10 protein-coding genes are annotated in these 13052 nt (G+C 63.8%); 1 reads left to right on the forward strand and 9 read right to left on the reverse strand.

Annotated elements, in window-relative coordinates; translation table 11 throughout:
* Nucleotides 1-50 precede the first annotated feature (50 nt).
* Nucleotides 51-1403 (reverse strand): GH1 family beta-glucosidase, encoded by a 1353-nt coding sequence (locus tag ISP20_RS20095; RefSeq protein WP_204637928.1) that lies wholly within the window; start codon nt 1401-1403, stop codon nt 51-53.
* A 149-nt stretch (nt 1404-1552) separates the two neighbouring features.
* On the opposite strand from ISP20_RS20095, the gene ISP20_RS20100 reads away from it, so the two are divergent.
* Nucleotides 1553-2644, forward strand: a complete 1092-nt coding sequence (locus ISP20_RS20100; protein ID WP_204637929.1) for an ABC transporter ATP-binding protein — start codon at nt 1553-1555, stop codon at nt 2642-2644.
* Between the two features lie 8 nt (nt 2645-2652).
* Here ISP20_RS20100 and ISP20_RS20105 read toward each other — a convergent pair whose 3' ends face one another.
* From ISP20_RS20105 to ISP20_RS20140, 8 genes are all read right to left on the reverse strand, one after another.
* Complete coding sequence (locus tag ISP20_RS20105) at nt 2653-3474, reverse strand: carbohydrate ABC transporter permease (protein ID WP_204637930.1); 822 nt, start codon at nt 3472-3474, stop codon at nt 2653-2655.
* A complete protein-coding gene (locus ISP20_RS20110; protein WP_204637931.1) occupies nt 3471-4349 on the reverse strand; it encodes a carbohydrate ABC transporter permease in 879 nt (292 codons plus the stop codon). The genes ISP20_RS20105 and ISP20_RS20110 overlap by 4 nt, the downstream gene beginning before the upstream one ends.
* The gene (locus ISP20_RS20115; protein WP_239536231.1) at nt 4346-5581 is read right to left on the reverse strand and encodes a sugar ABC transporter substrate-binding protein; all 1236 of its coding nucleotides are present in this window, start codon (nt 5579-5581) and stop codon (nt 4346-4348) included. Before ISP20_RS20115 ends, ISP20_RS20110 begins: the two co-directional genes overlap by 4 nt.
* A 78-nt stretch (nt 5582-5659) precedes the next feature.
* Complete coding sequence (locus ISP20_RS20120; protein WP_204637932.1) at nt 5660-7117, reverse strand: glucoamylase family protein; 1458 nt, start codon at nt 7115-7117, stop codon at nt 5660-5662.
* A gap of 123 nt (nt 7118-7240) precedes the next feature.
* On the reverse strand, nt 7241-10276 hold the full coding sequence (locus tag ISP20_RS20125) for a TonB-dependent receptor (protein WP_425490877.1): 3036 nt from the start codon (nt 10274-10276) through the stop codon (nt 7241-7243).
* Between the two features lie 32 nt (nt 10277-10308).
* Nucleotides 10309-11355: a substrate-binding domain-containing protein gene (locus tag ISP20_RS20130; RefSeq protein WP_204637934.1), complete on the reverse strand. Its 1047-nt coding sequence runs from the start codon at nt 11353-11355 to the stop codon at nt 10309-10311.
* 245 nt (nt 11356-11600) lie between these two features.
* Entirely contained in the window at nt 11601-12392 is a 792-nt protein-coding gene (locus ISP20_RS20135; RefSeq protein ID WP_239536217.1) for a carboxylesterase family protein, read from the reverse strand.
* Between the two features lie 52 nt (nt 12393-12444).
* Nucleotides 12445-13014: a hydrolase gene (locus ISP20_RS20140; protein ID WP_204637935.1), complete on the reverse strand. Its 570-nt coding sequence runs from the start codon at nt 13012-13014 to the stop codon at nt 12445-12447.
* Between the last annotated feature and the right edge of the window lie 38 nt (nt 13015-13052).

Here is a 13052-nt window from a genome sequence, read left to right on the forward strand (position 1 = left end):
CTCCCAGCGTGGCAGTCGCGCACAGGGTGCGCTCCCACAGGGGTTATCGATCAGTCGTCGAGCACGGCGCCATTCGTCTCGATCACCTGCGCATAGAACTTCGCCGTCGCCTTCGGCGTCCGCTTCTGCGTCGCGAAATCCACGTGATACAGACCAAAGCGCTTGGCGAAACCCAGCGACCATTCGAGGTTGTCCAGCAACGACCACGCGTAATAGCCCTTGAGATTCACGCCCTGCTCGATGGCGTGATGCATCGCCTTCAGATGCTTGCGCAGATAGCTCGTGCGCAGCGGATCCTGCACGACATCACCCTCGGCCACCGGCGCGTCGTAGAACGCCGAACCGTTCTCGGTGACGTACAGCGGAATATCGCCGTAGCGCTGCTTGAACCAGGTGAACATATCCGTGAAGCCCTGCTCGTACACTTCCCAACCCGTCTCCGTGTACGTCGTGTTGGGCTGCTTCACCGGCACCGCCTTCAGCGGATAGGCGTTGGGATCGTGCTTCACCACGGCGCGGGTGTAGTAATTAAGGCCGACGAAATCGACCTTCTGCTGGGTGAGCTTGAAATCGTCCTCGGGGAAATCCGGCCAGGCCGGCCCGAAGATTTCCTTGAGTTCCGGCGGATAGCTGCCCAGCAGCGCCGGATCGGCGAACTGCTCATTCATGTACGCATGCGCGCGACGCGTGGCGGCGATGTCTTCCGGGCTGTTGGAGGCGGGATACTTCGGCTCGATGTTGAACACCACGCCGATCTCGTGCTTGCCCACCGCACGATACGCCTGGATGCCGGCGCCGCTGGCGCGCATCAGGTTGTGCGCGGCGATCGGCGCTTCGTACTTGCTGCGATGACCCGGCGCCAGCGCGCCGTGCAGGTAGCCGCCATCGGTGACCACCCAGGGCTCGTTGAGCGTGGACCAGCGTTTCACGCGGCCGTCCAGCGCCTTGTACATCACGTTGGCGTATTCGGCGAACCAGTGGGCGATGTCGCGATTGAGCCAACCGCCGCGATCGTCGAGCGCTGCGGGAAGATCCCAGTGGAACAACGTCGCGTTCGGCTCGATGCCGTTTTCCAGCAACTCGTCGACCAGCCGCGAATAGAAATCCACACCCTTCTGGTTGATGCGGCCAGTGCCCTCGGGCAGTACACGCGACCACGCGATGCTGAAGCGATAACCCTGCAGGCCGAGCGCGCGCATCAGCTGCACGTCGTCCTTGTAACGGTGGTAGTGATCGCAGGCGATGTCGCCGGTGTCGCCATTGGCCATCATGCCGGGCGTATGCGCAAAACGTTCCCAGATGCTCGGACCCGCACCGTCGGCCAGGGGCGAGCCTTCGATTTGATAGGCCGAGGTCGCGGCACCCCAATGGAAGCCGGGGGGAAAGCGATAGCTCTGGGTCATTTGGAAAGATCCCCTATGCCGCAGTGCGGCTTGATGTAAACGATTACATACTGAGAATAGCCGAGCGCGACCAAGATGTGCACCGGTTGCATCCCCATTCGTATACGGTGAGCCATGCAGCCGCCGGAAAGAAGGAGCGTCAGGCGTCGATGGCAACGGTGAATCTGGATCGCGTCAGCAAGGTGTACTCGAACGGCCATATCGGTGTGGCCGAAGCCAGCTTCGATATCGCCGATGGCGAACTGCTTGTGCTGGTCGGCCCGTCGGGCTGCGGCAAGACCACGCTGCTGCGCATGATCGCGGGCCTGGAGTCGATTTCCTCCGGCACGCTGAGCATCGACGGCCGCGTGGTCAACGATGTCTCGCCGAAGGATCGCGACATCGCGATGGTGTTCCAGAACTACGCGCTGTACCCGCACATGACGGTGGCGGAGAACCTCGCCTTCGGCCTGCGCCTGCGCGGCAAATCGAAGACTGAGATCGACCGGCGCGTGCTGGAGGCGGCCAAACAGCTGGAGCTGGAACAGCGCCTCGGCTCGCTGCCCGCGGCGCTGTCCGGCGGCCAGCGGCAACGCGTGGCACTGGGTCGCGCGCTGGTGCGCGAGCCGAAGGTGTTCCTGCTGGACGAACCGCTTTCCAACCTCGATGCCAAGCTGCGCCTGTCGATGCGCGTGGAGATCGCGCGGCTGCACCGCCAGCTCGGCGCCACCATGATCTACGTGACGCACGACCAGGTGGAAGCGATGACGCTGGGCCAGCGCATCGTGGTGCTCAACGGTGGGGAGATCCAGCAGATCGACACGCCGATGCGGCTTTACGACAAACCGGCGAACCTGTTCGTGGCTGGCTTTCTGGGCTCGCCCGCGATGAATCTGCTGTGCGGCACGTTGCGTCACGGCCATGGCTGGCAACTGGATACGACGCAGGGCGAAGTGCCGCTGGGTCCGCTGGACGCGCAGACGCCCGAGTTGCTGGCCTGGATCGACCGCGAGGTGGTGATCGGCGTCCGGCCGGAAGACCTGCGTCCCACCAGCGAGACGAACGCGTCGCTGCACGCGGTGCTGGAAGTGACCGAGCCGGTGGGCAACGAGATCTTCCTCAACCTGCGTCGCGGCGAACAATCGCTGGTCTCGCGCGTGCCACCGGGCGCATTGCCTGAAACCGGCAGCGTGATGCATTTCGAACTGGCGCTTGATCGTCTGCATGTCTTCGACCCCCTCTCCGGCGCGCGTATCGCCTGAGCGGACAGTCATCCCTTCACGCTGCCCAGCAGGAGTCCTTCGATGTAGTAACGCTGCATCGCCAGGAACAGCACCAGCACGGGAATCACCGTGACCACCGAGCCGGCCATCATCAGTTCGCTGTCTTGTGCGTGTTCGCGCGCCAGTGAGGCAAGCCCCAGCGGCAAGGTGTAGTGCTCCTGTCCGGTCAGTGCGATCAGCGGCCACATGAAATCGTTCCATGCGGTGAGGAAGGTGAAGATCGCCAGCGTCACCATGATGGGCTTGAGCAGCGGCAGCACGATACGCCCGAAGATGCGCCATTCGCTGGCGCCGTCGATGCGCGCCGCCTCCAGCAATTCATCGGGAATGCCGCGCGCGTATTGGCGCACCAGGAAGATGCCGAAGGCCGTGGCCATCGCAGGCACGATCACCGCGGCGTAGCTGTTCACCAGGCCCAGGTACTTGAGCATGAGGAACAGCGGCAGCATCGCGACCTGCGCCGGAATCACCAGCATGCCGAGCAGCGTCTGGAACAGGCGCTCGCGGCCGGCGAAGCGCAGCTTGGCGAAGGCGTAGCCGGCCATCAGGTTGAAGGCCAGCGACAGCAGCGTGATGGCAGTGGAGATCGCAAAGCTGTTGAACAGATAACGCCCTACGCCGGCGCGCAAGAACAGCACTTCGTAGTTGTGCCAACTAGCATGCGCGGGCCACAACGGCGGCGGCAGGCTGCTGGCCTCGCCCGGCTGCATGAACGATACGGAGAACATCCACAGCAGCGGAAACACCGCGACGAAGGTGCCGCCGATCAACAGCCCGTAGATGATGGTCCTGGCAATCCGCGGATTCATGCCATGCCCCCGCGCCGGCCGAGCCGCAGCATCACGGCGGTGACGACGAACATGATCACGAACAGCAGGAATGCCACGGCGCTTGCGGCGCCGAAGTTCCACCATTTGAAGCCTTCGTCGTACATCAGGTAGAGCACGCTGGTGGTGCTCTGCAGCGGGCCGCCCTCGGTCATCACATAGGGTTCGGCGAACAGCTGGAAATAGCCCGATACCGTGAGAATGCCGACCATCAACAAGGTGGGCCCGAGCATCGGCAAGGTGATGTGGCGAAACTGCTGCAGCGCGGAGGCGCCATCGATGCGCGCGGCCTCGTAGAGATCCTTCGGAATCGCCTGCAAGCCGGCCAGGAAGATGATCATGTTGTAGCCGAAGTTCTTCCACACGGCGAACACGATGATCGACGGCATCGCCCAATGCGGGTCGCCCAGCCAGTCGATCGGATGGATGCCCACTTCGCCCAACACATAGTTCAACAGGCCGTATTTGGTGTTGAAGATGTAACGCCAAACCACCGCCACCGCCACCACCGTGGTGACCACCGGGGCGAACAGCGCGGTGCGGAACACCGTCTTGAAACGTACCAGCGGCGAGTTGAGCAGCAAGGCTGCGCCCAGCGACACCATGATCGATAGCGGCACGCCGACCAGCACGAAGTAGAACGTGTGCCCCAGTGCGGACCAGAACTTGTGTTGGTGCAGCAGATCCCAGTAGTTGTCCAACGCCACGAAGCGCAGATGCCGGATATCGGCCAGCGCGTAGAGGTCGTAGTCGGTGAGGCTGAGTCCGAGCGCTGCCACTACCGGCAGCAGGAAGAAGATGCCCAGCACCACGAGTGCCGGCGCGAGAAACCACCAGGCTGCACGCTGTCTGTTCATGGCGACCCCGTTGTCGCGTGCGGGTGGTCGAGTATCCAGCGCCGCTTTTCCAGGATGCGATCGGCCCGGCGGTCGATTTCGGCAGCGGCTTCATCGATGGTCAGCTCACCGGCGACGGCTTGCGCGGCGACCAGCTGCATCTCGTTGGCGATCTGCTCCCATTCGGGCACCGGCGGCGTCGCCTTGACGTGTTCGAGCTGTTCGCGGAACGCCTGCACCTTGGGATCGGTACGCAGGCTGCCGCCATCCCATGCGCTGCGGCGTGCCGGCATGTCGCCAAGCAGATCGTAGAAGCGCTGCTGGACGTCGGGGCGCGAGAGGTACTCAATGAGGGCCCACGCCTCGTCCTTGTGCGTCGAGCGACGGAAGATGACGAGACTGGATCCGCCTGCGGCACCGCTGGCTCCGCCATCCGGTCCGGGCAGCGCGGCGGTGGCCCATTCGTTCTCGCGATCCGCCGGCAGGCGTTGGCGAAACTCGCCGATGTTCCAGGGCCCCGAGAAATAGAACGCATACACGCCGCGGCCAAATTCTTCCCACGGGTTGCCAGCTTCCACCGCGGTGATGGCCGGTGCCTGGTGCAACCGGAACGTATCGACGTAGAACGCCAACGCGCGCTTGAACCCGGCGCTGCGGAAATTGCCGTAGCGTCCGCCGTCGCGCAGCATCGATTCGGGCTGCTGCAGCGCCAGCGACATCAGCTGCTCGTATTCGTTGGTGGGCAGCAGGATGCCGTAGCTGCCGCGATCGGGATGGCTAAGCGCGGCCAGCATGGTACGCCACTGCGCCCAGTCGCGCGGCGGCGCATCGAAACCTGCCGCCTTCAGCAGATCGCGGCGATAGAACAGCAGCCGCGTATCGACATACCAGGGCACGCCGTACAGCGAACCGTCGATCAGGTTGGTCGACCAGATGTGGTCGAAGTAATCCGCCGGCTTCACCACCGTCGATGCGGCCACGCGTTGCTGCAGCGGTTCCAGCGCGCGCAGGGCGACGAACTCCGGCAGCCAGGTGTTGCCGAGCTGGGTCACGTCCGGCGTGGAATTGCCGGCAAACGCGGTGAGCAGTTTCTGGTGCGCTGCCGTCAACGGCATCTGCTGGACCTTCACCTGGATGCCCGGATACTCGCGCTCGAACTCGGGCAACAGCTTCACCACCGCCTCGCCTTCGCGGCCGATGGTCCAGAAGGTCAGCGTGTGCGCATCCTGCGAGGACGAGCAACCCGCCAGCATCAACGCGACGATGGTCAGCAGGCGGCTTGCCGCCCGGCTCATCGTGGCGTTGACGCGGCGGGACGGCTCAGGCATCGCTCATCGCTTCGACTGGTCCAGCCAGCCGCCGGTGAAGCCTGCGCGTTCCAGGCCCTTGCGAACGTAGGGATTCTTGCGCATCACGTTCCACACGAAGCCGCTGCGCCAGTTCTCGATCATCAGCACGATGGGCCCCTGGTCGATGCCGATCTGCTTGTCGTCGGCCCAGCCCATGCCCGGCACGATGCGGCCTTCGCTCGGCTTGGCGCCGGTGTCGTAGCTCGGGTTGAAGGCATCCACGAAACCGTACTGGCCATAGACGGCATCAACGTAGCGCTTCTTCATTTCCAGCAGCGCAGGCACCACGATCTCGGGTGCGAACGCGATGGAGCCGCCGGCGGCGGTCGGTGCGATGGTACCGTCATCGGAGACGTAATCGAGACCCGCACCGCGCGCGGTGTAACCGTAGAACGCGCGCGTGCTGCCGTCGTCACGCTTCACCACCGCATCGCCCGGGCCGTTGCAGGCGGTGAGGCCCCACACGTTCTCGCTGTAGTCGTCCCAATGGTTGGGATTGGCGATCGCATAGGAGCGCTGCGCGTACGTGGCCTGGCGGCTGTTCTCGAAATAGTCGGTGTTGTGATCGCGGCTCCAGGCGTCCTGGATGCCGCGGAAGTCGACCCAGCTCTGGCTGTACTGGTGACCGAACAGCGGCGCGAAGTTGAGGAAGGTGCGGCCCTGGAATTCGCCCCACTGCTTGGGATAGCTCTTGGTCCAGGCCTGCCACGCGTCGTCGCTCACCGGGTGCGTGGGCGAGCCCATCGCCAGCACGTACACCATCATGCCTTCGTCGTAGCCCTTCCAGTTGGCCGGGATGAACTTGCCGCCCGGCGTCCAGCCCATGCTGATCAACGGTGCCTTGGGCTGCATCCAGGTCCATTCGACGCGCCGGTAGAGGGCATCCGCCAGTTCGCGGATCTGCTTTTCCTTGGCGGAATGGCGATCGAAATACGTTTGCGCAAACAGCACGCCGCTGATCAGCCAGGTGGTGTCCACGCTCGACAGCTCGACGCCGCGCCCGTAGCGCTTGCCGGTCTTCATGTCGAGGAAGTGATAGAAGAAGCCGTGGTAGCCGGTGGCGCCGTCTTCGCTGTCGTCCTGGGTGGCGTCGGTGAAGAAGCGCAGCGTGGCCAGCGTGCGATCCACCGCCTGCTCGCGCGTCACATAGCCGCGCTCCGCGCCCACGCCATAGGCGGTCAGTCCAAAACCCACCGAGGCGATGCTGGCGAACGACTCGCCCGGCCAATGATCGGGAATCAACCCCGTCTTCGGATCGGCACTGTCCCAGAACCACTGGAAAGTGCGCTTTTCCAGCTCGTCCATGGCAGCGCGCTGATCCTGTGGCAGCGCGTTGTACTTCAGGCTGGGTGCGTCGCCGGTGGCCGGCGCTGCCGATACCGCGCCGATGGCGAGGGAGAGCGCGCCGAACAGTGCGGCGCGGAGAAATCGCTTGCTCATGTTGGATGTCCTGGAAACCCGACGGATGCCTCCACGCAGGCACCGATCATGCTCTCAAAGAGAGGCCCGCAAGATGCGGGCCTCATGAAATGCCATCGTCCTGACGGCTTAGGGGGGTGCCACTTAGAAATTGATACCTGCAGTGACCTTCAACGTACGCGGGTAACCGGTGATGTCGCCCGTCGGGTTGTAGATCACCTGACGCTTGTTCACCGCACCGTTGGTACCGATGGTCTCGATGTAGTCAACGTAGTTGTTCCAGTTGAACGCATTGAGCAGGTCGATACGCACATAGGCGTTGAGGTTGCCGTAGATCTTGAAGTTCTTGGTGGCCTGGAAGTCGATATCGCGATAACCGAAGACCTTGCCACCGATCAGGAAGCGACCCTCGCCCGGCGGACGGATGGCGAAGTTCAGGCAGCCACCGCCGTTGACGAAGCCGCTGTCCACGCCCGGCGGGGGAGTGACATAGGGACAGGCCACGCCCAGATCGGGAACCGGCGTGGCAAGCGTCAGCTTGCTGCCGAACACGAAGCCCCAGGGACCGTCCATCGAACCGGTGGCAACCAGGCGATGCTTGGAGACGCCCGGCGCCGCCGAGTACGGATAGTTGCCGATCTTCTCGTAGTCAAACGCGTACTGGTCGGTCGGATCGTTGTTGTCGTTGTTCTGCACCGCGTTCGTGTACGTGTACGCGAACGATGCACTCCAATGCGAGTCCACCGTGTACGGCTTTTCGGCGGAGAGCAGCAGCTGGTTGGTCTTGGTCTGCAGGCCGCTGTTGCCGATGATCAGGTTGCCGAAGCCCGGAATGCCCAGGCCCCACGGCTGGCTGCCGTCGGCCCAGAAGCTGCCATCCGGACGGCGGTTACCCAGCGTGTACACCACGCCGTCGTGGCTCTTGATGTTGACGAAGGTGACGCTGGTGTTCCAATCGCCGATCTGATTGCGCATGCCGATGCTCATCTGATCGGAATACGGCGCCTTCAGGTTGTTGTTGATCATGTCCACTTCCTGACCGGCCTTGGTGCCGGCCACGAGTGCCTGCAGGGCGGGAATGCTCAGGTACGCGGGATTCCAGGTCAGGCAGGTAGCGCTGGCAATGCACGGTTCCGCCTGCGTGTTGAAGTTCAACGTCGGCTGCGACAGCGTCGATTTGGTTTCCTCGACCTGCAGCGATTCGTACAGGTTGCGGTCGTACGAACGGCCCCAGCCGCCGAAGATCACGTGCTTCTCGTCGCCGAACAGATCGTTGGAGAAACCCAGGCGCGGCTGGATTTCGTTCTTCTTGGCGCTACGGTTGTTGCCGGTGGAAATGTAATCGTTGATGTTCACGCCGCCCTTGGCGAGCGACTGTGCATAGGTCTGGCCCGCCGGAGCGTTCGGATCCTGCGAGTTGATGCCGGCGATCACGTCGGCCGGCGTCACGTAGTTGAGGTACGAAGGCGTTTCCTCGTAATCCCAGCGCACGCCCAGGTTGAACGTCCAATGGTCGTCGACCTGCCAGTCGTCCTGGATATAGGTACCGAACTGCTTGTCGCGGCTGGTCGCCACCGGGCTCGTACCTGGCGTGGGAAGGCCGAACTGCACCTGGTACGGAATGCTTTCGGTACCGGTCGGGGTCACGGCATAGGAGTAGAGCGCGTTGGTATCGCCCGCGTCCTGTGCGGTGAGCTTCACCGACTTGAACTTCACGCCCATCTTGATCACGTGATCGCCATGCCACTGCACGTCGTTGAGGGTGAAGTCGTCCGAAATGGCCGGACCCTTCTGGCCCTTGTTCTGGTACGACAGCGGCGAGGAGCCATCGGTAAGCAGAGTGGAGTTCTGGTTGGTGGAATCTACGTATGCCGCGCCAAAGCCGGTGGTGATCGGCGTGGGGTTGTACATCGCGTCTTCGTAGGTGGCCTGCAGGCGGTTGAACCAGCTGTCGGTGCTGTGATCCCAACGCAGGTCGAAGCGCTTGTCGGTGTTGCGCGTATTGAGCGCGGAATTGGCCGTGCTGGCACCGCCGACGCCGCTGATCGCCGTTTCGTCGCGGTACTTGCCGCTCACTTCGATGCGATCGCGATCGGTCGGCTCCCAATCCACCTTGCCGAACCAGTTGTTTTCCTTGAACGGCAGGTTGGCGGGGCCGATGCCGTCCTTCGCACTCTGCGGCAGCTGCGGCCACAACTCGGCATTGCCGGCGGGCGTCACCGTGATCGGGCTGTTGAATTCCTTGCCTTCGTAGGCAATGAAGAAGTGCGCCTTGTCCTTCAGCAGCGGGCCGCCGAAGTCGAAGCCGTAATCCTTCTCTTTGGAAACGACTTTCTTGTTGTCAGCCTGTTCGGCCGGCGTTTCCGCGCGCATGGCGGTGTTGGTGAAGCTGCCGAACACGTCGCCGTGGAACTCGTTGGTGCCCGACTTGGTTTCGGCGGTGATCGCGGCGCTGGAAAGCTGGTCGTACTCCGCCTTGTAGTTGGACGTGATGACCTTGTACTCGGCCACCGCCAGCTGCGGGAACGGGTTGCCCTGGCTGTTGTTCTGGCCGGTGACGCCACCGGGCAGCACGTAGTTCTTCTGGCCCACGCCGTCGATGTAGACGTTGATGTTCGAGCTGGCCTGGGCACCCGAACGCAGGCTGGTGTTGCCGTTGGCATCGCGCGTGAACACCATGCCCGGCACGCTGTCGGCGAACTCGAGGAAGTTGCGCGAAGCCGCCGGCGTGGTTTCGATCTGACGCAGGGAGACCAGCTGACCCACTTCGGAGGTCTTCACTTCCTGCAGCGTGGTGGCCGAGACCGTCACGCCACCGAGGTTCTGCGCGTTCGCCTCAGCGGGCGTCCCGGCAGCGGCGGCGGCCGGCGCCGCAAGGTTCAAGGTGAAGGTGGAAGCCACCGTCACCGTGACCGTGCGCTCGGTGCCCGGACCGGCATCGACCTGGTAGGTGCCCGGAGGCAGGCCGACCAGCGCATAGCTGCCATCCTTGTCGGTGTGCGTGCGGCGCGAGGCGCCGGTCGCCGTGTTCTTGGCAACCACATCGACGTTGGCCGCAGCCTGACCGCGAATGGTCGCGTCAGAGGACTGCGCCCAGCTGATCGCCGGGACGGAAGAAGCCATCGCGAGGGCAATGGCGGAAGCTAGTAAACGTTTACTTTTTTGGCTTTGAATAATCATATGGAATCTCCCCACCCACAAAAGGCCGCCGCTCAGACGAGCGCCGGAGGCTGTTTCGTTGCTACGTTGGTCTTATGAGCTCCACACGACTCGCGCACGACGACGTCGCAACGCAAAGTGCGTGTGTTGGCGCCCTGAGGCCCCTTGCCTTCCATGAGCTCGGTGAGCAGGAGCAGTGCGCTCTTGCCCAGATCTGCAATGCTCACGCTGACGGTACTGAGCAAAGGCGTTACGTACCGTGCGATGAGAATGTCGTCGAAGCCGGCAATCGCGATGTCCTCGGGGACTCGCACGCCCGCTTCCTTGAACGCGTAAAGACAACCGACCGCGGTCATGTCGTTGGCCGCGAACACGGCGCGCGGCCGCTTCGCCAGCGCAAGCAGCTCGCGACCGGCGCGATAGCCCGATTCCTCGGTGAAGTCGCCGGTGACGATCTGTAGCGGTGCATCGGGCGCGGAAGCGCTCATCGCCGCGCGATAGCCCTTCTCGCGTTCCTGCGCGTCGTAGTTGCCGGCCGGGCCGGTGATGAACGCCACCGAGTCGTGGCCGACGTCCAGCAGGTGCTTCACCATCGCCTGGGCACCGGCGATGTTGTCGATGTTGATCGACGGATAACGCGGGCTGTCGACCGGGCTGTCCAGCAGCACCACCGGCAGGTCCGACGGCAGGTTCCGGTCGAGGAACTCGCCATCGACGAATTCGGAAAGAATGATCATGCCGTCCACGCGGCCGCGCATGGTGCGCACCGCGGCGGCGGCGTCTTCCACGCCGTCGTGCGAGCTGGACACCAGCAGATGCAGGCCGCGCGCGCGCGCCGCCAGATCGATGCCGCGGATCAGTTCGGAGAAGAATTCGCCATACAGGTCCGGCAGTACCGCACCGATGGTGTGGGTGCGGCCGGTGATCAGGCTGCGCGCGGCCGAATCGGGCACGTAATGCAGCCGGGCCGCCGCCTTGCGCACGGCGTCCTGCGTATCCGCAGTGACGCCGCCCAGGCCATTGAGCACGCGCGAGACCGAGGCGATCGAGACTTTCGCCTCGCGCGCCACATCCTTGATGGTGGCCTTCTTGGTGGTCACATCGGCTCCTGGGACACGGCGGTGGGTGTTCCTCCGACGGCTTCGCGGCGGAACGTAAACGTTTTCATCGAAACTTGTAAAGTCACGATATCAGGCGTTTTTCGCTGCACTGCAATAAGTTGTCAGCGAAGAAACTTGCGATGCAAGGCTATGACAAAGCCGCCCCGCGGATAACCCGCGGTACGGCGGCGCAACATCGATCGCTAAAATTTCGGAGGTGAAGAGGCCGCGACGAAAGCGAACCGTCAGCCCGCGCCGCCCGTCCGGTGCGAAAACATCCACGGCCACAAGGCCGGCGAATCGTAGGTGGGCACCCAGGAGCCGTGGTTCACACCGGGAAACTCGGTGAAGCGCACTTCGCCACCGGCCTTGGTCAAGGCCTTGTACATGGCCCGCGAATCGGCCGGCGGCACCTGGTCGTCGAGCGAACCGTGGAAAATCCATACCGGCGTGGGCTTCACCCGGTTGGCGACCCACGCATAGGGATCGACGCCAGCCGGAACGCCATTCACCTTCAGCTCGGGCTCGTCGTCCAATCCGAGGATGCCGCCGCAGACCGGGGCGGCGGCGGCGAACACGTGCGGATGATCCACCGCGACCTGCCACACGCCGTAGCCGCCCATCGACAAGCCGGTCAGGTACAGCCGCGAGCGGTCGCCGTGATAGGTGCTGATGCTTTTTTCCAGCGCGGCCATGGCGGCGCGCTCGACTTCGCCGTTCCACAGGGTGTCGTTGGGCGCCTGCGGCGCCACCACCACGGCGGGGAAGTCAGCGCCGTGTTTTTCCAGCCACGGCGGCAGGCCCTGCTTGAGCTGGGCCTGGTTGTCGCTGCCGCGCTCACCACTGCCATGCAGGAACAGCACCACCGGCCAGGCGCGATCGGGGGTCCAGTCGGCCGGCACGAAGACCTGGAAGGGATAGTGATGGCCATTCACCGTCACTTCGCTGGCGACGAAATGCGCGTCGGCGGCCTGCGTCGTTCCCGCCAGTCCCAGCAGCAGCGAGGCTGCCATCCATCCCGCGCGTTTCATCAGCATAGCCGTACTCTCCGTCAGTCGATCCGCCGGAGAGTACAGACTTCGCCGATGGTCAGGCCAGCGCGGCGAGAACTTGCGCAGTGGAACGCACGCGACCCAGGCGCGGGAAGATGTGCTCCACCGCGAACTGGTGATGCGCCGAATCGCCCGAGCTCATCGCGTCTTCCACCAGCACCTGATGGAAGCCCAGCTCGAACGCCTGGCGCGCGGTGGATTCCACGCCGATATTGGTCGAGATGCCGGCCAGCACGATCTGCGTGATGCCACGGCGGCGCAGCTGCAGCTCCAGTTCGGTGCCGTAGAACGCGCCCCACTGGCGCTTGGTGACATGCAGATCGCTGTCGGCCACGGCGAGTTCATCGGCGTAGTCCCACCAGTTATCGGGCAGGGTCATGTTGCGCGGGGCTTCGTCCGTCAGCGGACGCAGCATGTCGGCGCCGTCGGCATGAAAGCCCACGCGCACCAGCACGACGGGCGCGCCCAGTTCGCGAAAACGCGCGCACAGACGACCCGCGCGCTCATTCACTTCACCGCTGCTATGCGGACCGGCCGCAAACGGCGCGATGCCTTTCTGCAGGTCGATCAGGACCAGCGCGGTAGTACGGGGATCAAGCTTCTCCATGAAAAACTCCAGCAGATGTGTGGGGATTGAGCCGGGAA

This window comes from Dyella kyungheensis, from assembly GCF_016905005.1.
In the GTDB taxonomy this organism is placed as follows: domain Bacteria; phylum Pseudomonadota; class Gammaproteobacteria; order Xanthomonadales; family Rhodanobacteraceae; genus Dyella; species Dyella kyungheensis.